Here is a 19,707-nt window from a genome sequence, read left to right on the forward strand (position 1 = left end):
GGGCGAACCCTGAGCGCCAGCGAGGGGGTGGACACACCCCCTCGCTGGCGCTCAGGGTTCGCCAAAAGCTCACTCGGGGTCGTCCGGGAGCCGCTTCGGGAGCTTGAGGGTGAACGTCGAGCCCTTGCCGACGACGCTCTCGACCCGGATACGGCCCTGGTGCTGCTCGATGATCTGCCGGCACACGCTCAGCCCCAGGCCGGTGCCCCCGCGGCCGTACTCGTCCGGCTGCTTGGTGGTGAAGAACGGCTCGAAGATCATCCGCATCTGCTCGGGCGGGATGCCGGTGCCGGTGTCGGCGACCTTCACCTCGACCGTGTCGCCGTCGGCGTTCTCGCGGACCTCGATCTTCAGCCGCCCGCCGGTCGGCATCGCCTGCCGGGCGTTGAGGATCAGGTTCACCAGGATCTGCTCGATCTGCCCGGGGACGGCCCAGGCCCGGGGCCGCGCGTGGAACTTCATGTCCACGTGGACCCGCGACTTGAGCAGCTCCTTCTCGGTGAGGATGTGGACCTCCTCGACGAGCCGGGCGATGTCGCAGTTCTGCCGGTGGCTCCCGCTCTTGCGGGCGAACCCGAGCATGCCCCCGGCGATCACCGCGGCCCGCTGGCCCGCCTTGATGACCCGCTCGAACGCCGTCTGCTTGTCGCCCACGTCCGGGTTCCGCATCCCGAGCTTGGCCGAATTGATGATCGTGGTCAGGATGTTGTTGAACTCGTGGGCGATGCTCGACGCCAACTCCCCGACACTGCTCAGGCGCTGGGCCTGGAGCAGTTGCTGCCGGAGGGTCTCGGTCTCGCTCACCGGGGCAAGCACCTCTTCGCCGGTCATGCACGTTCCCCCTGCAAGGGGCCGCCCCCAGCTTCGCCGGCTCCGCCCGCGTCGCGGTCGGAGTCCCCCCAGCGATCCCGTTCTGGCCGGGCGTGGCCCACTGCTCACAGCAGGTATCGACCGGCCCGCCGGACCACTTCATCCGAACCGCACAATCGGACCCGTCGGGTAGTGCGGAGTGCGGAACGCGGAAATCGGAGTCAAGAATCGCGCGCCGCGGCCCGGCGTGCGACGGGTCCGTTGGGTTCTGCCTTTGCTTGAATTCCGCATTCCACACTCCGCACTCCACGTTCCCTATGCTTCCGTCTTCCGCACGCTCGGGTCGGTGCCCGCGGCGGCGTTCGCGGCGAGCACCGGCGGCGGCACGAACAAGAGTTCCTCGGCCCGCCAGAGTCCGTCGGGCTCCGGGACCAGCACGCTCGTCGCCAGGTTGGGGATCTTGCCGATGTTCACCCAGTCGCCCGGCCCGCGGCCCCGGAGGATGCTCAGGAGCAGCACCTTGCACACCACCCCGTGGCACACGACCACCACCCGCCCGCCCGGGTGCGCCCGCACCGCCCGCTCGAACGCCGGCAGCGTGCGGGCGCGGAGTTCGTCGAACGACTCCATCCCCGGGACCGAGTAGCCCGTGTCGCCCGCGACCCACCGGGCCGTCGTCGCGTCCCACACCTGGTCCGCCTCGGCCCGCGGCATCCGCGACAGCGGCCCGACCTTGCGCTCGTGGAGCTGCGGTTCGACCAGGTGCGGGACGCCGCACGCCGCCGCGATCGGGGCCGCCGTGTCGAACGCCCGCACCATCGCCGACGACACCACCGCCGTCGGCCCCTGCTCCGCGAACCACCCCGCCGCCGCCCGCGCCTGCCCGTGGCCGTGCTCGCCCAGCGCGACGTCCGACTCGGCCCCGTGGAACACCGTCGGCGCGGCGGTCTCGGCGTGCCGGGCGAGCCACACCACCGCGGGGAGCTGGGACATCGGGTCGGTCACGGGAACCTCGGGGTTCGGGGGCGGCGGAACGAATCGGGCACGGGCACGGAGGGGAAGACGCTGTGGGTGGGCGAACCCTGAGCGCCAGCGAGGGGGTGAGGCGCACCCCCTCGCTGGCGCTCAGGGTTCGCCCAGCACCGTTCCCGCCCTCTGTCCTCTGTCCCTGCAATGTTACGAACCGTGCCTTGCACGCCGGCGGCACACGCGGGACACTCAAGGGTGCCCACCCGCCGGAAGGGACACCATGACCGGACTCGTTGCCCTCGCCCTGCTCGCCGCCGCGGCCGCCCCCGCTCCGGTCCCCGCGGTGCCCGCCCTGAAGGCCCCCGGCGGCGTCGACCGCAACCAGGCGCTCAACCTCGCCCGCATGGTCTACCAGCTCGCCGAGCAGGTCGCGGTCACCTACGTCACGCCGAAGCCCGACCACACCAGGGAGCTGATCGCGGCCGCGGTCCGCGGGCTGTACGAGGAGACCGGGGCCGACGTCCCCGACAAGGTGAAGGAGGCGCTCGCCCGGGCCGGCACCGCGGTCGAACTCGTCGAGGTGCTGACCGACGTTCGGGTGCTCCTCGGCGACCACCCGAACCTCCGCGGGGCGCGGTCCCTGTTCGCCGCCATGAACGGGTTCAAGCACGCCACCGACCCCCTCTGCGGGCTGTACAGCGCCCGCATCAACTCGTTCGCGTCGGTCGACCAGGACTTCGGCGTCGGCATCGAACTCGAGGGCGTCGTCGGGATGCGGTGGGCGCTGTACCAGGTCGAGCAGGGGGTAGCCCTCGGGCGGTACGCGCCGGCCGGCTGGTTCGGGCCGGTGCAGCGGGCGCACGAACTCGCCTCCCCCGCCGGCGCGACGTGGCGGGTCCGCCGGGTGATCCCCGGGAGCCCGGCCCAGCGCGCCGGCATCAAGCCGGGCGACGTCGTCACCCACCTGAACGGGTCCGAGGTCACCCCCGAAACCGCCAACGCTCTCTTCGCGCAACTCGCCAACCCGTCGCAGGCGTTCGACCCGGCCACGGGCCGGCCCAAGGCGCAGGACCGGACCCTCACGTTCCGCCGCGGCGACGAGAAGCCGTTCACCGCCACCCTCAGGGGCGAGCCGTACGCCCCCGAGAGCGCGTTCGGCGTGCTCCGCACCGCCGACGACAAGTGGGACTGCGTGCTCGACCGCGAGTACAAGATCGGTTACATCCGGCTCGGCCCGATCGAGACCGGGCTCGACGCCAAGTTCGCCGAGATGATGGACGGCCTCGTGAAGCAGGGGTGCCGGGCGCTGGTCCTCGACCTGCGGTGGTGCCCCGGCGGGTACGTGGACCCGGGCACCCGCATCGCCGGGATGTTCCTGAAGGACAACTCGGTCATCGCCAAGATGGACTACCGCAACGCGGCCCAGGCCGGGACCGCCAACGAGATCCGCACCCCGCCCGGCGGCGGCCAGTTCTCGACCCTGCCGCTCGTGCTGCTCGTCGGGAGCGAGACGACCGGCGGGGGCGAGTTGATCGCCTCGGCGCTCCGCGACAACGACCGGTGCGTGGTCGTCGGCCAGCGGAGCGTCGGCCGCGCGTCGGTCCAGAACGTGCGGGACGCGGGGTTCGCCGGGGTGCAGTTCCGCGTCACCACCGGCACGTCGTTCCGGCCCAACGGGAAGAACCGGATGCGGAAGCCCGACAGCCAGCCGACCGACGACTGGGGCATCCGGCCCGACGAGGGGTTGGAGGTGCCCGTCACCGCCGACAAGTCCGCCGAACTCCGCCGCCAGGCCGACCTGCACGCGCTGCGGCCCGCCGACAGCCGCGAGGCGCTGCCGTTCGACGACCCCGCCGCCGACCCGTACCGCCTCACCGCCCTCGTCTACCTGCGGAAGCACCTTGGGAAGAAGTGACGCGGCCGCGGGCGATGGGCAGGGGGCGGACCCGGTTGCGGCTCTGCACTGCTTGCCCTCCCCACTGGTGGGGGAGGGCGGCGAGGCTCTGCGAGCCGGGTGGGGGGGAGACGCACAGGGGTGGTCAACGCTTCCCCCTTCACCCGCGACTCGAGGACTCGTCGCGACCTGTCCCCCACCAAGGAGGAGGTCCGGAGAATCTTGCCCTCTCCCCTCCGCGGGAGAGGGTGCCGCGAGTCCGCGAGCGGCGGGTGAGGGGGCCGCGATGCCGGGGCGCTCAGGTGGCGGCCCCTCACCCGGCCGCGAAGCGCGGCCACCCTCTCCCGCAAGGGGAGAGGGACGAGAGCCACTCGTCGGCGCGCTCGGGTCGGTCGGCGCGTTGGGCGCGAGGTCGCCGGTGGCGTCGGGGTCGTCGCCTTCGGGCGGCGGGAGGTCGCCGGGGTAGACCAGTTCGCCGGCGAGCCGGCGCTTCCACACGACCAGGGAGGCGTAGCTCCGGTCCCAGAACTCGTCCGGGTCCACCTTCTCGTACACCTCGCCCAGCCGCGCCAGCTCCTCGTCGACCTGCTTGGCGAACCACCGCTGGCGGGCGATCCGTGCGTCGTCCAGCGTCGCGAGCCGCGGGTCCGGCGGGGGCCGCTTCGCGCGCTCCTTCGCCCGCGCGTTCCGGTGCCGGGTGAACGTGTTCTCGATCCGGCACAGGGCCTCGGCCGCCTTCTGCCCCTCCGACGGGTTCCCGGTGCGGAGCTGCACGCGGAGCACGAGCATCGACTCGGTCAGCGTGTCCTGCATCAACTCCCGCCGCGCGGCGGCGAGTCGGCGTCGATAGACCGGGTTGCCGCGGCACAGCGCCTTCAGCTCCTCGGGGTCGATGTCGAGGGTGCGGGCGGTGGCGGTCCAGGTCCACCCGTCGGCGCGGAGGTCCGCGGCGCGGGCGTACACGGTCTCCATGTCGAGGGTGGCGGTGGGCATCGGGGCACGCGGGGGGAAGGAGATGCGTGGGTCGGACGCGGACCCAGGGTTTGCACCCTGGGCTACGCACTGCCGCCCCCTTCGGGGGCTCAATGCATCAAGTCCCGGAGGGACGACAGTGCGTAGCCCGGGGTGTGAACCCTGGGTTCCGGGGCGGAGGGTGCAAACCCTGGGGCCGCTGGGTGCCGCGGCGAAGACGTGGCTATTTGTACATGCCGAACGGTCCCGTTCGCGTCAAACCGGAATCGCGAAAATGTGCGCCCCGTGCGGGCGCGACCGGGTCGCGGCGGTGCGAACCGTCGGCCCTGCCGATTCGTCTTACCTGTGTAACGCTGCGCCGATTCCCCTGGTCTTGCCGGGGGGTCGGTGGTGAAATGATTGGGTGTTGCTCCGCACGTCTATTCGGAGGCTTGCTGCCGTGGACCACATCAAGAGCCGATCCCTCGCGGCGCTGGCCGTGCTCGGACTGGCCGCTTCGCTCGTTGGGTTCGGAACGCGGACGGCCGCCGCGCAGGACAAGGGGCCGGACCTGTCCGACCTCCGCGACGCCGTGAGGGCCGCGAACAAGCGCGGCGCGAACGTCACCGAGGTCGGCCAGGCGCTCGACGCCCTGGAGAAGTCGCTCGCCAAGGGGCGGACCGCCCCCCAAGCGGGCAAGACCGTGCCGCCGCCGCCGGAACTGGTCGCGCTCCGCGACGCGGTCGAGGCGGCCGCCAAGAAGGGCGAGGCCGTCGAGGCGATCCAGAAGGAACTCGAGGCCGTTGAGAAGGCGATGACCGGCCGCGTCCTCGACCGCCCCAAGCCCGCGCCGGTGGTCGACCCGCCGATCCGCCCGAACCCGAATCCGTTCGTGCGGCCGGACTTTCAACAGCCGTTCGCGCGGCCGTTCCCGTTCCCGGCCCGCCCCGGCGTCAACGCCGAGGAGCTGCAGAAGGCGCAGGACCTGATGCGCAAGGCGATCGAGATGCGGGCGAAGGACGCGGACGACGCCGAGGCGCTCAAGCTGCTGGCCGAGGCCCGCGAGCTGATGCTCAAGGCGCTCGCGAACGGCGGCGGCGGCGCGATGGTGTTCCCCGACCTCGACTTCGCGAACCCCGCGATCCGCGTCCCCGAGCGCGCCCGCCTCGGGCTGCGGCTCGAGCGGATCACCCCGCTCGTCGCCGAGCAACTCGGCCTGGGGGCCGGCACCGGCGTCGGCATCACCGAGGTGCTGGAGGGGTCGGTCGCGGAGAAGGCCGGGTTCAAGTCCAGCGACGTGGTCGTCGAGTTCGCCGGCAAGCCGGTCACCGACGCGCCCGAGGAGTTCACCCGCCAGGTGAACGCGGTCCGCGGGGGCGAGAAGGTGGACGCGGTCGTGGTCCGCAAGGGGAAGAAGGTCGAGCTGAAGGGGATCGAGTTCCCGGCGGCCCGGCCGGTGCCCCGCCGCGACCGCGACGCGGTGCCCCGGGCCGAACCGGCGGCCCCGCCCGCGGGGGCGGGCGGCGGGGCCAGGAGCACGACGACGAGCGTGCTCCTGTCGAACGGCAAGTACACGATCGTCGCCACCCGCGGCGGCATGACGTACACGGTCGTCGGCACCAGGGCCGAGAACGGGCTGGTGCTGAGCGAGGTGACGATTGAGGGCAACGGGATGTTCCACCGCACCGACGAGCTGAACAAGGTGCCCGCCGAGTACCTGGAGACCGTCGGGGAGTTGCTCAAGTCGGTCAAGGTGACCGGCACCAACGTCCGCGACTGACCCGCGGCCGGGCGGGCGAAGCGGGGCAACCGCCGCCCCCCGCCCGGCCCGGCACTCCCCCGCCGAGGCTCGCCCCATGCCCCGCCTCCTCCTTACCGCGGTCCTCGTCGCGGCCCTACCCGTGCCCGCCCGGGCCGCGGACGCACCCGACCTGTCCGACCTCCGCGACGCCGTGGCGGCCGCGAACAAGCGGGGCGCGAACGTCGCCGAGGTGACCACCGCCCTCGCCGCACTCGACCAACTCCTCGCCCGCGGGTGGACGTACCCGCCGCCCGGAACGGCCGTGCCGCCGCCGCGGGAACTGGTCGCGCTGCGGGTCGCGGTCGAGACCGCGGCGCGGAAGGGCGAGGCCGTCGAGGGGGTCGTGAGGGAACTCGAAGCTCTCGAGAAGGAGCTGACCGGGCGGGTCCAGGAGCGGGTCCGGTCCCCGGCCCCGCCGGCCAACCCCGCCCCGCCAGGTGCGCCCGGGGGCATCGCGCCCCCGATGCGGCGGCCGCCCCAAGCACCGCGGCCCGACCCGGTGGCGCTCAAGCTGGCGCAGGACGCGCAGTGGTACGAAACGCAACTCCAGCGGGCCGCCGAGCAGCGGCGGCAGAACCCGCTCGACCCCGACGCGGTGCTGCGGTTCGTCGCGGCCAAGGAGGCCGCCGCCCGGGCGCGGTCCGCGAACGGAGGCCCGCCCCCGGCGGTCGCGCCGCCCGTTCCGGCTGTTCCGCCCGGGGTCCGCGTCGCTGGCCCGGTGCGGCTCGGGCTGCGGCTCGCCACGGTCGCGCCGGCCGACGCCGAGCGGAACGGGGCCGGGCTCCGCGTCGTCGGGGTTCTCGACGGGTCCCCCGCGGCCGTGGCCGAGTTCCGGGTCGGTGACGTCGTAGTCGAATTCGCGGGCCGGCCCGTCACCGGGGAACCCGCCGCCTTCGCTCGCATGGTCGCCGGGATCCCCGCCGGGCGCGTCGCGGCGGCCGTGGTCCGCGACGGGAAGCGGGTCGAGCTGAAGGGGATCGAGCTGAAGGGGGTCGAGCTGAAGCGGGTCGAACTGAAGGGGAACGAACTGAAGGGGATCGAGCTGAAGTGAGCGTCCGGCCCCGGTGGGCCGGACGCCCGCGGCCGTCACTTCTTCGCGTGGGTCTTCTCGAAGTACTCCTTCGACTCCTTCACGCCGACCTTGATCGACGCGCCGCCCTTGGTCCAGTTCGCGGGGCACTCCTCGCCCGCGTGCGTCTCCGAGAACTGGAGCGCGTCGAGCACCCGCAGCGTCTCGTCCACGCTCCGGCCGATCTGGAGGTCGTGGTGCGTGATCGCCCGGACGACCCCCTTGAGGTCGATGACGAACGTGGACCGGTGGGCGACGCCGCCGTCGAGGAGCACGCCGTAGTCGGCGCAGATCTTCTTCGACACGTCGGCCAGCAGCGGGTACCCCAGGCCGCCGAGCCCGCCCTTGTCGCGGGGGGTGTTGATCCAGGCGAGGTGGGTGAACTTGCTGTCGACCGAGCACCCGAGCACCTCGGCCCCGCGGTCGTGGAAGTCCTTGACCCGATCGCTGAACGCGACGATCTCGGTGGGGCACACGAACGTGAAGTCGAGGGGGTAGAAGAAGAGGACGACGTACTTCTTGCCGCGGTAGTCGGACAGCTTGATCTGCTTGAAGTCCTCGCCGACGACGGCGTCGGCGGTGAAGTCCGGGGCTTCCTTCTGGATCTGGGCCGGCATCGGGGTCGCTCCTGTGATTCGGGCCGGCGGCGTGCCGGCCCATGCTCACATCTTTACGGACCCCGCGTGCCCTTTCCAGCACCCCGGGCAAGGCGACGGATCGGGCGCCCCGATGCCCGCGGCCCACACCAGAGGCCGGAACGTCAGAGGACAGCGGGGCGGGAATCGACGCGGGCTCGTCTTCCGCTTCTGGCCTCTGCCCGTCTGAGGTTCTGTCCTCTGGTGCTCACTTGCGGCGGAGCCGGCGGAAGCCCGCCGCGAACAGCCCGCCCACCCCCAAGAGCACCGCACTGGCCGGCTCGGGCGTGGCGACCGGGCCGTTGTCCGGCGTCGGGGGCGGGACCGGGTCGACCGGCGGCGGGGGCGGCGGCTCCTCGATCACCGGCGGCGGCTCCTCCCCGTCCAGCGCCGCGGTGCCCAGGCCGATCACCCACCACCCGTCCGGCCCGACCGAGATGCTCCCCTGACCGAGCGGGTTGCCGTTCGCGTCGGTCACGCCGACCGTCAGCACCTTCGAGCCGTTTTCGCCGTCCGTCAGCGACACCGACGCGAGGTTCGCCCCCTCGGGTGACGAGCCGGCGAGCGGCGCACCCGACGCGGGGGTGCCGCCCGCGAACCGCGGGGGGGCCCCGGCCGGGACGGTTTCGCCCGGGGTGATGGTCGCGTACCCGTCGGAGGTCGGGACCAGGATCGGGGGCGACGACGGGCCGGTGTAGAACGTCGTGCCCCCGCCGGTGACGATCCGCCCCGGGCCGGTCCCGGTGAGCTGGTTGATGACGATCGGGGCGTGGGGCGAGTCGAACGAGAACTCCGCGTACTCGGTCGGGGCGTCCCCGACCCCCGACGCGAGAGACACCCAGAACCCGTCCGCGGCCGCCGCACACTGCGGGGCCAACGCGCTAGAGCCCAGGACGACCGCGACCGTCCACGCCGGGAGCCGACGCATAAGCGCACCCTTTATTCACACCACACTGGTCTGTGCCCGAATCGGCCGGGACCATACCGGGGACTTGCGCAGAAAAAAGGTGAACGGGCCGAGAAACTGCTAGAAACATAGTGGAATCGAGGTGCCGGCGTCCCGCAGCTTGCCCAGCGTGACGCCGGCCCCGCGGCCCGCCGTGGGTGCCCACGGGTGCGGCACCGGACGCGCCCCGGTGCCGCGGGTCCGGGCGGCCCTACCGGCGGGCCGCGGCGAGCAGGCCGCCGAGGACCGCGCGGAGCCCCGGGGTCGGGAACCGGTAGTGCCGGAGCCGGGCCGCGAAGAACCGCGTGAGCGTGAACGTGAACCCGTCGGCCGCGGTCCAGTGCGCCCAGTGGACCGGCAGGTACAGCGCGTCGCCGGGCGCCATCACCACCTCGGTCGGCCGCAGCCGCCGGGCGCGGGGGAACTTCGCGAGGTCCGCGCCCGGGAAGCTCACCCGGCTCCGGCGGTAGTCCCGGGTCACCGGCTCGAAGTACAGGTTCGCGACGTCCCCGGGCGGGTACAGCGTGAACGTCTTGGTCCCGAGCACCTGGAACACGACCGCTTCCTCGTGCGCGTGGATGTGGCAGCAACTCCCGGTGTTCAGCCCGAAGAACACGGTGTCGGACACGCCGGGCAGGTCGTCGGTGTCGGCCGGGACGCCGACGTCGGCGTACAGCGCCTCGGACAGCTCCGCGAGTTCGACCGACTCCATGTAGTGGTGCCGCCAGCTCTCGGGGGTCGCGGCGATCGCCGCGAGGTAGCCCCGCACCGTCATCTTCACCTTCTCGGCGAGCGTCACCCCGTCGGGGTAGTGGCTGACCGGAACCGGTGCGTCGCCGCACGCGGCCGCGAGGTACTCGGCGGTCCACCTGGTGCGGGCCGGCCAGTCGCGGCCGTACCCCGGGACGAGGAACGGCCGCCCGGCCCGCACGTACCGGTCGAGGGTCGCGCGGTCGAACGTCGGGAGGCGGTCGATCTCGGGCAAGGGGAACCTCCGGGGCCGGCGGTCGGATCGAGTCGGGGGGCGGTGTTGGTCCGAGCCCGAGCGCCGAGCGAGGGTGAGCGTGAGCCCCTCAGTGCCGGTCCGAGCCCGAGCGCCGAGCGAGGGTTCACGCTCACCCCTCGCTCGGCGCTCGGGCTCGGACCGGATCCGGCGTCAACCGGGGCGGGTGCGGTACTCGTCGATCAGCACGCGGGGCGCGCCGATGTCGATCACATGAACCTGACCGGTCCAGTCCGCGGCGGCCGGGTTCAGGAACCCGCGCTTGGGGGCGACGAACGTTGCGGTGTGGGTCGCGCGCACGGTCGGGCCGAGCGGCTCGCCGGTGTCGCAGTCGAGCCCCGAGGGGATGTCGATGGCGAGGACCGGGAACCCGGAGTCGTTGACCGCACCGACGAGCCAGTCGAACGGCGCGGCGAGCGGCCGCGACAGCCCCGTGCCGAACAGCGCGTCGACCACCCACCCGGGCTCCGCGAACGCCTGCCTCACGAAGAGGTCGCGGTGCGGCTGGTCGAAGTAGTCCGGGCGGTACTGCGTGAAGTGGATGCCGGACGTGTACAGGATGTCGAAGTTGACGTCGGCGTCGCCGGCGGTGCGGTTGTGCCGGGCGAGGACGTGGACGCTGACGGGCCATCCGCGGTTGTCGAGGTGCCGGGCGATGACGAACCCGTCGCCGCCGTTGTTACCGGGGCCGCACAGGATCACCGTCGGCCGCCGCTCGGGGTTGAGCCGGGCCAGCAGGTCGGCGCACCCGCGGCCGGCGTTCTCCATGAGCACGACGCCGGGGACGCCGAACCCGTCGATGGCCCGGCGGTCCAACTCGCGGACCGCGGCGCGGGTGAGGGTGAACGGTGTCTCCATGTGTGCCCCTGCTCCGCCGCAGCCCTTCTGCGAGCACGGGGTTGGCCCCCGCGGTTGGTTCCCCACGCGGGGGCTCAGGTTACTGGTTGCTCGGTCGAAGTCCTCGGCCTCACGCGGGCCGCCACGGAGGGCGGCCCCTACCAGAGGTTTCGTCTTGGGTTTGTAGGGGCCGCCCTCCGTGGCGGCCCGCCAACCACAGTTGCGGATCTCGACAGGACTTCGACCGAGCAGTTACTGGTCGTTGCTCAGCTTCACATCGACCGAGGTAGTCTTGGTAACCCCCCCGACCAATACCCAAACCTCCGTCTTCGCGGGCACAGCCGCGACAAGTTTGCCGCTCTTCGCGGTCGTCGTGGCGATCGCTTTGTTGGTATCGCCGGCGAGAAAGGCATTTTTGCCCGATGGGTCGGAGACGTTGAACACGGAAATCGAAACCGGGCAGGCGGACGCCGTGAACTCGACGGTGACAACCTGTGCGGCCGGTTCCGCAACAAGCCAGAAAGCGTAAGTCTCTGCTGACTCCAATTCCATTTTCCGGGACGCATCCAACTTCCTGGCTTTGTCGCTCGGGTCGAAATTGAACGTGGTCACCTTTTCAAAGGTCTTCAATGGGCCCTGGGCCCGGTGCCATTCCTTCCCGAGTTCCGCCCCGTCGGACCGCTCGATGGCGTTCCTAAGTGTTCGCTCCGAGACCCGGCCGAGATCGACCTTCAGCACGGAGCCGCTGCACATCCCCACGAGAATCTTCGACTCGCCGCGAAATTTCAACTCGGGTAGGGGCTTCTCCGCGTGGTAAGGAATGTCGTCGGGCTTCGTCCAGACGACGGCGTCGCCACTTTCGACCACCATGATCGTGTTCGCTGTCCCGTCGCGGATATGCGGAAACCATAGTCCAGCTAAGAGTTCAGACCCAAGGCCCTCCGGTGGAAAGACTGTCTGTTCGCCAACGAACGCCTTGAAGTGCGTGAGGCCAGGGTCAGCAGGGGTCGGCTTGCTCGCGTACACGGCCGGCATCTCGCTTACCAGCGGCTTGTTGGTCGGGCTGTCCCACGGCTCGTCGAGTTTGAACTTCTTGAAGAGCGCGTCTTGATCGAGGAACGGCAGAAGCCGGACGCGCCAGCTCAGCCCCGGTTGCGATTTCGGGTTTCCGGGAATGGCAACCCCCGGAAGCGGGTACTGCCCCTTGTTCGCCTCCGCGTACTTCGCTACGGCGGCGCAGATTCGCTTGAGATTCTCGGTGGAGTCGAGAACCGGCGGCGGGGCGTCCTTGGCCGGTGGTGCGGCATCCTTGTCGGGGTTCGACGGAGCCTCGGGCGTCGGTTCCACGGGCTGCCGCTTGCACGCCGGAAGCGACAACGCGGCGAGAAGCATAACGAAACCGAACCCCGGGCGAGAGCGCATGACGAACCTCTTCGGGCGTGGCGTCGAAATCGGTCACCGCTTGATCCGCAGCCCCTGGCCCCGGACCGCGGCCTCGACCTCGTCGCGGGTGAGCCACGGGATGTCGCCGGGGACGGTGTGCTTGAGCGCGCCCATCGCCGCACCGTAGTCGATGCCCTTCTTCAGGTCGCCGTCGAGGAGCCCGTGGATGAGCCCGGCGGCGAGCGCGTCGCCGGCCCCGAGGCGGTCCACGACCTCAACGTCGTGCCACGCCGACTCGTAGGTCCGCCCGCCCGAGTACCCGACCGCGGCGAACCGGTTCCGCCACACGAGGTCGGCCTCGCGGCGGGTGCCGACGACCGTCGTGACGCCGAACTTGTCGACCAGCTTCTTCGCCACGTCGGTGAAGTCCCGACCGGTGATGCCGAACAGGTGCTCGGCGTCGGCCTCGCTGGCGATCAGCACGTCGCACATCGGGAGCAGCAGCCCCATGACCTGCGAGGCGCTGTCGCGGGTCCACAGCTTGGCCCGGTAGTTCAGGTCCATGCTCACCGTGACGTTCGCCGCTTTAGCCGCGCGCAGCGCCTCGTCCACGACCTCGGCGGCGCTCGTGCTCAGCGCCGCGGTGATCCCGGTGACGTGGAACCACCGCGCGCCGGCGAACACCGTGGCCCACTCGAACGCGCCCCGGCCCACGCCGGCCATCGCCGATTCCTTGCGGTCGTACAGGACCGAGCTGGGCCGCGGGGCCGCGCCGAACTCCAGGAAGTACAGCCCGCACCGGCTCTCGGGCACGTACTGTACGAACCGGTCGCTGACCCCGGCCTCGCGGACCCGGTTGGCGACGAGCTTGCCGAGCGGGTTGTCCGGGAGCCGCGACACCCACGCGGCCGACCGGCCCAGGCGCGCGAGCCCGGCGGCGGTGTTGAACTCCGCCCCGCCGATCTCGACGTCGAGGGACCGGGCCTGCTCCAGCCGCTGGAAGTGCGGCGGGGCCAGCCGAACCATGACTTCGCCGAACGCGATGAGATCGGGCATGGGTGGCGGATCGGGAAAGGGGTTGAGGTACTAGCTTGCCGTGTTGAGTCGTTCGCCCCACGCGGGCCGCCACGGAGGGCGGCCCCTACAAACCAAAGGCAAATCTCTGGTAGGGGCCGCCCTCCGTGGCGGCCCGCCAGCCACGTCGCGCGGATCTCGCCGGGATTTCATCACAGCACCACGCGGTTCCCAGGGTGCGCCGAAGCGGCGACCCTGGGCTGTGGAATACAACCCTTTCAGGGTTGAAATCACGCACGGGGTGCGGCGCTACCCGGCCCGGTGCTTCCGCACCACCTCGGCGTACTGCTTCGCGAGTGCGGTAATCTTCGCGAAGTCGCCGGCGGCCACGAGCTTCGGGTCCACGAGCTGGCTCCCGACCCCCAGGCACACGGCCCCGGCCTTGAGGAACTCGCCGGCGGTGGTCAGGTCGACGCCGCCGGTCGGCATCAGCTTCACCTGCGGGAGCGGGCCGCGGAGCGCCCGGAAGAACGCCGGGCCGACGACCTCCGCCGGGAACACCTTCACGATGTCGGCCCCGGCCTCCCACGCGGCCACCACCTCGGTCGGGGTGAACGCGCCGGGCATCACCAGCTTGTCGTACCGCCGGCACATCTTGATGACGTCGACGTTGAGGCTCGGCGAGACGAGGAACTCGGCCCCGGCCAGCAGCGCCGCACGGGCCGTCTCGGTGTCCAGCACGGTGCCGGCCCCGAGGAGGATGCGGTCCCCGAGTTGCTGCTTCGCGGCCCGGATCACGTCGAGGGCGTTGGGCACGGTGAACGTGACCTCGGCCACGGTCACCCCGCCGTCGGCCAGCGCCCTCACGACGCTGACGAGCGGGGCCGGGTCGGAGAACCGGACCACGGAGACGATTCCGCAGTCGAGGACGCGCTGGAGGTCGGTTTCGCGGCTCATGCGAAGATTGTAGCGGGTCGGGAAGAAAGAGAAGATTGTTAACCACAGAGGCACAGAGACACAGAGCAGAGAAGACAGCGGCAGTTTTTCGAACAACGGTCTCTCTCCGGTTTTCTCTGTGTCTCTGTGCCTCTGTGGTTCATCCGTCTTCCCCTCCGGCCCCGAACCTCCCGCCTTCCCCGCGAATCTGGCTTAGAACTTGCAGCCGAATCGGTACAACTACTGGTGCCTCGTCGAACAACCCCGGACCCGCCATGCCTGCCGCCCTGAACCACCCCTTCCTGAACCTGGCCCGCGAGCGCGTCGTCGTCCTCGACGGCGGCATGGGCACGAGCCTCCACAAGTACAAGCCGACCGACAAGGACTGGGGCTACGCGCCGAACGGCAAGCACCTGATGAACCTGTCGGACGCGCTCGTCTACACGCACCCCGAGTGGATCAAGGACATCCACCGCGGGTTCTTCGCCGCCGGGTGCGACGGCGTCGAGACCAACACGTTCAACGCCTCGCAGATCGTCCTCGACGACTTCGGCATGGGCGAGAAGCTGGTCGAGATCAACCGGCTGAACATCCGGCTCGCGCGCGAGGCGGCCGCCGAGTTCGCCACGCCCGACCGGCCGCGGTTCGTGATCGGCTCCATCGGGCCGGGCACCAAGATGCCCTCGATCATCGACCCGGCCATCTGGGTCGACTTCGACACGCTCGCCGAGGCGTACCGCACCCAGATCCGCGTCATGATCGAGGAGCGCGTCGACGCCATCCTCATCGAGACGTGCTTCGACCTGCTGCAAGCGAAGTGCGTGGCCATCACCGCCATCGAGGAGATGAAGCGGGCCGGCGTGCGCCTCCCGCTGATGGTCCAACTCACGATCATCGACGCCAACCAGAAGATGCTCCCCGGCACGGACGTGCCCGCGGCGCTCGTCGCGCTCGAACCGCTCGACGAGATCGACGTCATCGGCATGAACTGCGGCGTCGGCCCCGACCTGATGCTCGACAGCATCCGGCACCTGAGCCGGCACTGCGGGAAGATGCTGAGCGTGCTGCCGAACGCCGGGCTGCCCGAGACCCGCGGCGACGAGACGTACTTCCCGCTCGCGCCGGAACCGCTGGCCGACTGGATGGACCGCTTCGTGTCCGAGTTCGGCGTCAACATCATCGGCGGCTGCTGCGGCACCACGAAGGAGCACCTCGCGGCGGTCGTGGCGCGCGTCCACGGCAAGAAGCCGACGCCCCGCACGCCGAAGTACCTGCCGATGGCGTCGAGCCTGCTGGCCGGGCAGGACCTGCTCACGGAACCGCGGCCGCTGCTCGTCGGCGAGCGGACCAACACGAACGGCTCCAAGAAGTTCAAGCAGTTGCTCGAAAAGGAGGACTGGCACGGGCTCACCGAGATGGCCCGCGAGCAGGAGCGCGAGGGGGTCCACGTCCTCGACGTGTGCGTCGACTACGTCGGCCGCGACGGCGTCCGCGACATGAAGGAGACGATCAAGCGGTACAACGCGGTGCTGACGAAGCCGATCATGCTCGACAGCACCGAGGTGCCGGTGATCGAGGCCGGGCTGAAGCTGTGCTCCGGCAAGGCGATCATCAACTCGATCAACCTCGAAGACGGCCGCAAGACGCTCGACCCGAAGACGATCCTCGCCAAGAAGTACGGGGCCGGGCTCGTCGCGCTCACCATCGACGAGAAGGGCCAGGCCGACACCGCCGAGTGGAAGTTCGAGGTCGCCAGGCGGATCTACGACATCGTCGTGAACGAGTACGGCATCCCGCCGACCGACCTGATGTTCGACCCGCTCGTGTTCCCGGTTTCGACCGGCATGGAGCAGACCCGCAAGAGCGCCATCGCCACGTTCGAGGCGATCAAGCTCATCAAGCAGAACCTCCCCGGCGCGCTCACGCACGTCGGGCTGTCGAACTGCTCGTTCGGCCTGACGCCGTACACGCGGCAGGTGCTCAACAGCATGTACCTGCACTACGCCCTGGACTACGGGCTCGACTCGGCCATCCTCCACGCGGCCAAGATCATGCCGCTGTCGAGCATCGACGACACCGGCAAGGAGCTGTGCCGGCGGCTGCTGTTCGACGACCGGTCCACCGGCGACCCGCTCCAGGAACTGATGGCGCACTACGCCGACAAGAAGACCGAGTCGAAGAAGGGCACGTCGCTGGGCGACACCGTGGAGGAGCGGTTGCGGCAGGCGATCATCCAGGGCCGCCGCGAGACGCTGATCGCCGACCTCGACCTCGCCCGCGACCGGTACTCGCCGCTCGACATCATCAACAAGGTGCTGCTCGACGGCATGCGGGTCGTCGGCGAGCTGTTCGGCAGCGGGCAGATGCAACTGCCGTTCGTGCTGCAATCGGCCGAGGTGATGAAGGCGGCCGTCGCGTACCTCGAACAGTTCATGGAGAAGGTCGCCGGGTCCGAGAAGGGGAAGATCGTGCTCGCCACGGTGAAGGGCGACGTCCACGACATCGGCAAGAACCTCGTGGACATCATCCTCACCAACAACGGCTACAAGGTGTACAACCTCGGCATCAAGCAGCCGATCGAGAGCATGATCGCGGAGTTCCAGAAGCAGGGGGCCGACGCCATCGGCATGAGCGGGCTGCTGGTGAAGTCGACCGTCATCATGAAGGAAGACCTCATCACGCTCAACGAGCGCGGCCTCGCCCCGCCCGTGATTCTGGGCGGCGCGGCCCTGAACCGCAGGTACGTCGAGAAGGACCTCCGCGAGATCTACCGCGGCACCCTCTACTACGGCGAGGACGCCTTCGAGGGCTTGCGGGTGATGGACGAGCTGGCGGCGCGAAAGAAGATCCAGCGGTCCGGCAGCCCGATGATCAAGTTGATCTCGGAGGCTGCGCAGAACCGCGGCGCGGCGAGCGGGGGACGTCGGTCCCCCGGTTCCGAAGCGAACGGAAACGGCAAGCCGCGGGCGGCCGACGGTCCCCGCACGCCGCGGCTCGACCTGCCGCGGCGCGCGCCCGGGTTGCCGGCCGCGCCGAGCGTGCCGAAGCCGCCGTTCCTCGGCTCGCGGGTCCGCACCGACTTCGACATGGCCGAGGTCTTCGGCTACCTCAACGAACTCACGCTGTTCAGCACGCAGTGGGGGTTCGAGAAGGGCGGCGTGGACCCGAAGAAGTACGCCGAGCAGATCGAGCAGACCGCCCGGCCCGCACTCGCGCGGCTCAAGGAGTACGTGCTGCGCGAGAACGTGCTGCGCCCCGCCGCGGCCTACGGGTTCTTCCCGGCCGCGAGCGACGGCACGACGCTCACCGTGTTCGAGGACGACCACACGACGCCCCGCACCACGTTCGACTTCCCGCGGCAGGAGTTCGGCGACTTCCTGTGCCTCGCGGACTACGTCGAGCCGCTCCGCGACGGCCGGGCGGTCGACTACGTCTCGTTCATGGCGGTGACGATGGGCCACGAGGTCACGGTCGCGTGCAACAAGCTGCGGGACGCGAACAAGTACCAGGACTACCTGTTCCTGCACGGGCTCGGCGTCGAGTCGGCCGAGGCGCTCGCCGAGCTGTTCCACAAGCAGCTACGCGCCGAGTGGGGCATCGGCTCCGACGACGCGCCGGAAGTGCGGAAGCTGTTCAAGGGCCACTACCGCGGCCGGCGGTACGCCTTCGGTTACCCGGCGTGCCCGAACCTCGAGGACCAGGCGCCGCTGTTCACGCTCATCGACCCCACCCGCGTCGGCATCACGCTGACGGACACGTTCCAGCTCGAACCGGAGCAGAGCACGACGGCGGTCGTGGTCCACCACCCGAAGGCGAAGTACTTCAACGTGCTCGCGTCGCAGGGGATGCTGGCGGTGGAGTGATCCCAACGCGGGTTGAAGAGTACCCCCTTTGTATTTGACCTCCCCCTTGGTGGGGGAGGTCGCTCCGAGTCTTCGAGGAGCGGGTGGGGGGGAAGCCACAACAACTCGTCGTGCGTTCCCCCCCCACCCGGCTCGCAGAGCCTCGCCACCCTCCCCCACAAGGGGGGAGGGCAAGCAGACGCCGCAGCTACCGATCACCCAGATTTGGTATGAGGCCCGATCTTCCGCCTGGTGGGGCAGGCATTCTTGCCTGCCTCTGTCGGCGGCTGGAGGCAGGCAAGAATGCCTGCCCCACCAGATAGAAACGAATCCATGAGATTCGGGATGAGGCCACCGAGCCCCGCCGTCCGTCTGTCACGACGGCCTGGTAAAATGGGAAATTCCGTAAGTCTTGTAGTGATTGTTCCTTGACTGTGGGCGGCAGCGGCTTTTACAGTGGATGTTACGGAATGGGCTGGAACGGCACGCGCAGGCTGCGCGGCAAGACCCGCTTGACGTGAGACGTGATCGGAACGTGCGTCGTGCGTTCGAGGACCGGGTCAACGGCCACGCCCGCGGAGTCGTGCGGACTCGACCCCAGAGGATACGGAGGACCAGGCGGGAGGGCCGGCCCGTCGCACCACACTCACGGAAAGATAGACACCCATGCTCGTGCTGTCCAGGAAAAAAAACGAGTCGATCGTCATCAATAGCGACATCGTCATCACCGTGATCGAGATCCGCGGCGACAAGGTGCGCCTGGGGATCGTGGCCCCGAAGGACGTGCCGGTCCACCGCGAGGAGGTGTACGAGGCGATCCACGGGACCAAGGCCCCGCAGCCCGTCGCCGCGAAGACCGACGCCGCCGAGCCGGGCGCCTGAGTTCGAGTCCGCCCCTCCGCTCCGCCCGCCGTCGCCCTCACTTCAAACGAAAACGCCCGGGCCTGTCCCCGGGCGCTCGAACGGTTCGTCGCTCAGCTCGCCCCATCGGTCACGCCTGGACGACGATCCCCATGCTGCGGGCCGTGCCCTCGATGATGCGGGCCGCGTGCTCGGCGTCGCGGGCGTTCAGGTCCGCCATCTTCTTCTTGGCGATCTCCTCGATCTGCTGCTTGGTCAGCGAGAACCCCTTGTACTTGCCGCCCTTCTTGGCCTCGGCGGGGATCACTTCCTTGCCCTGCTTCTTGCCGGCCGGGATCTTCGCGGCCAGTTTGATGAGGACCGCCGCGGGCGGGCTCTTGATCTTGAACTCGAAGCTCCGGTCCGAGTACACCGTGATGATCACGGGGAGCATCAGCCCCTTCATGTCCGGGTTGTTCGTCTTCTCGTTGAACTGCTTCACGAACATGCCGATGTTGACGCCGTGCGCACCGAGCGCCGGGCCGACGGGCGGGGCCGGGGTGGCCGAACCACCGGGGCACTGGAGCTTCACGTAGCCGGTAACCTGCTTTGCCATGACTCGCCTCGAAAACGCCCTGCCGCGCGCGCCGGACCAGGGTCGTTCGCCTTACGGCTGGTGACAAACAACACGCCCCCTCCGTCGCGGGGAGGGGATGTTTCTTTTGGAGACGTTGGTGGTGGGACGTTGGAGATCGGGAAGAAGGGCGGCCCGGTCTT

Annotated in this window: 15 protein-coding genes; 5 read left to right on the top strand and 10 right to left on the bottom strand. The window is 70.1% G+C overall.

All coding sequences use genetic code 11. The annotated features are described in order from the left end of the window. Positions 1-69: 69 nt before the first annotated feature. Together ACTIGN_RS27230 and ACTIGN_RS27235 are read right to left on the bottom strand one after the other, a co-directional pair. Positions 70-831, bottom strand: a complete 762-nt coding sequence (locus ACTIGN_RS27230; protein WP_439629819.1) for a sensor histidine kinase — start codon at positions 829-831, stop codon at positions 70-72. 294 nt (positions 832-1,125) lie between these two features. Next, positions 1,126-1,815 carry a histidine phosphatase family protein gene (locus ACTIGN_RS27235; protein ID WP_439629821.1) on the bottom strand — a complete coding sequence of 230 codons (690 nt, stop codon included), beginning with the start codon at positions 1,813-1,815 and terminating at the stop codon, positions 1,126-1,128. A gap of 244 nt (positions 1,816-2,059) precedes the next feature. On the opposite strand from ACTIGN_RS27235, the gene ACTIGN_RS27240 reads away from it, so the two are divergent. The 3 genes from ACTIGN_RS27240 (at position 2,060) to ACTIGN_RS27250 (ending at position 7,476) form a co-directional block, all read left to right on the top strand. Further along, on the top strand, positions 2,060-3,694 hold the full coding sequence (locus ACTIGN_RS27240; RefSeq protein ID WP_439629822.1) for a S41 family peptidase: 1,635 nt from the start codon (positions 2,060-2,062) through the stop codon (positions 3,692-3,694). A 1,390-nt stretch (positions 3,695-5,084) separates the two neighbouring features. Continuing rightward, positions 5,085-6,404: a S1C family serine protease gene (locus tag ACTIGN_RS27245; RefSeq protein WP_439629824.1), complete on the top strand. Its 1,320-nt coding sequence runs from the start codon at positions 5,085-5,087 to the stop codon at positions 6,402-6,404. 76 nt (positions 6,405-6,480) lie between these two features. Next, positions 6,481-7,476, top strand: coding sequence for a PDZ domain-containing protein (locus tag ACTIGN_RS27250; RefSeq protein WP_439629826.1), 996 nt, complete (start codon positions 6,481-6,483; stop codon positions 7,474-7,476). A gap of 35 nt (positions 7,477-7,511) precedes the next feature. On the opposite strand, the gene ACTIGN_RS27255 is transcribed toward ACTIGN_RS27250, so the two are convergent. The 7 genes from ACTIGN_RS27255 to ACTIGN_RS27285 form a co-directional block, all read right to left on the bottom strand. Then, positions 7,512-8,111: a peroxiredoxin gene (locus tag ACTIGN_RS27255; RefSeq protein WP_439629828.1), complete on the bottom strand. Its 600-nt coding sequence runs from the start codon at positions 8,109-8,111 to the stop codon at positions 7,512-7,514. A 226-nt stretch (positions 8,112-8,337) separates the two neighbouring features. Further along, positions 8,338-9,057, bottom strand: coding sequence for a PEP-CTERM sorting domain-containing protein (locus tag ACTIGN_RS27260; RefSeq protein ID WP_439629830.1), 720 nt, complete (start codon positions 9,055-9,057; stop codon positions 8,338-8,340). Between the two features lie 229 nt (positions 9,058-9,286). Beyond that, entirely contained in the window at positions 9,287-10,060 is a 774-nt protein-coding gene (locus tag ACTIGN_RS27265; protein WP_439629832.1) for a cupin-like domain-containing protein, read from the bottom strand. 171 nt (positions 10,061-10,231) lie between these two features. Next, a complete protein-coding gene (locus ACTIGN_RS27270) occupies positions 10,232-10,936 on the bottom strand; it encodes an NAD(P)H-hydrate epimerase (protein WP_439629834.1) in 705 nt (234 codons plus the stop codon). A gap of 231 nt (positions 10,937-11,167) precedes the next feature. Beyond that, positions 11,168-12,337 (bottom strand): DUF1559 family PulG-like putative transporter, encoded by a 1,170-nt coding sequence (locus ACTIGN_RS27275; protein ID WP_439629836.1) that lies wholly within the window; start codon positions 12,335-12,337, stop codon positions 11,168-11,170. Between the two features lie 33 nt (positions 12,338-12,370). Then, on the bottom strand, positions 12,371-13,354 hold the full coding sequence (locus tag ACTIGN_RS27280) for a PfkB family carbohydrate kinase (RefSeq protein ID WP_439629838.1): 984 nt from the start codon (positions 13,352-13,354) through the stop codon (positions 12,371-12,373). Positions 13,355-13,621: 267 nt separating this feature from the next. Then, a complete protein-coding gene (locus tag ACTIGN_RS27285; RefSeq protein WP_439629840.1) occupies positions 13,622-14,269 on the bottom strand; it encodes a bifunctional 4-hydroxy-2-oxoglutarate aldolase/2-dehydro-3-deoxy-phosphogluconate aldolase in 648 nt (215 codons plus the stop codon). A 254-nt stretch (positions 14,270-14,523) separates the two neighbouring features. Here ACTIGN_RS27285 and metH point away from each other — a divergent pair, with 254 nt between their 5' ends. Next, entirely contained in the window at positions 14,524-18,111 is a 3,588-nt protein-coding gene (gene metH / locus ACTIGN_RS27290) for a methionine synthase (RefSeq protein ID WP_439629842.1), read from the top strand. 645 nt (positions 18,112-18,756) lie between these two features. Then, the gene (gene csrA / locus ACTIGN_RS27295) at positions 18,757-18,972 is read left to right on the top strand and encodes a carbon storage regulator CsrA (protein WP_439629844.1); all 216 of its coding nucleotides are present in this window, start codon (positions 18,757-18,759) and stop codon (positions 18,970-18,972) included. A gap of 109 nt (positions 18,973-19,081) precedes the next feature. On the opposite strand, the gene rplK is transcribed toward csrA, so the two are convergent. Continuing rightward, the gene (rplK, locus tag ACTIGN_RS27300) at positions 19,082-19,546 is read right to left on the bottom strand and encodes a 50S ribosomal protein L11 (protein ID WP_439629846.1); all 465 of its coding nucleotides are present in this window, start codon (positions 19,544-19,546) and stop codon (positions 19,082-19,084) included. Positions 19,547-19,707 lie beyond the last annotated feature (161 nt).

Source organism: Gemmata sp., from assembly GCF_051859125.1.
In the GTDB taxonomy this organism is placed as follows: Bacteria; Planctomycetota; Planctomycetia; order Gemmatales; family Gemmataceae; genus Gemmata.

Coding starts and splice junctions, on each gene's coding strand:
- ACTIGN_RS27230 (WP_439629819.1), bottom strand. CDS start 831: ATGACCGGCGAAGAGGTGCTTGCCCCGGTGAGCGAGACCGAGACCCTC.
- ACTIGN_RS27240 (WP_439629822.1), top strand. CDS start 2,060: ATGACCGGACTCGTTGCCCTCGCCCTGCTCGCCGCCGCGGCCGCCCCC.
- ACTIGN_RS27250 (WP_439629826.1), top strand. CDS start 6,481: ATGCCCCGCCTCCTCCTTACCGCGGTCCTCGTCGCGGCCCTACCCGTG.
- ACTIGN_RS27255 (WP_439629828.1), bottom strand. CDS start 8,111: ATGCCGGCCCAGATCCAGAAGGAAGCCCCGGACTTCACCGCCGACGCC.
- ACTIGN_RS27260 (WP_439629830.1), bottom strand. CDS start 9,057: ATGCGTCGGCTCCCGGCGTGGACGGTCGCGGTCGTCCTGGGCTCTAGC.
- ACTIGN_RS27270 (WP_439629834.1), bottom strand. CDS start 10,936: ATGGAGACACCGTTCACCCTCACCCGCGCCGCGGTCCGCGAGTTGGAC.
- ACTIGN_RS27275 (WP_439629836.1), bottom strand. CDS start 12,337: ATGCGCTCTCGCCCGGGGTTCGGTTTCGTTATGCTTCTCGCCGCGTTG.
- ACTIGN_RS27280 (WP_439629838.1), bottom strand. CDS start 13,354: ATGCCCGATCTCATCGCGTTCGGCGAAGTCATGGTTCGGCTGGCCCCG.
- ACTIGN_RS27285 (WP_439629840.1), bottom strand. CDS start 14,269: ATGAGCCGCGAAACCGACCTCCAGCGCGTCCTCGACTGCGGAATCGTC.
- metH (WP_439629842.1), top strand. CDS start 14,524: ATGCCTGCCGCCCTGAACCACCCCTTCCTGAACCTGGCCCGCGAGCGC.
- csrA (WP_439629844.1), top strand. CDS start 18,757: ATGCTCGTGCTGTCCAGGAAAAAAAACGAGTCGATCGTCATCAATAGC.
- rplK (WP_439629846.1), bottom strand. CDS start 19,546: ATGGCAAAGCAGGTTACCGGCTACGTGAAGCTCCAGTGCCCCGGTGGT.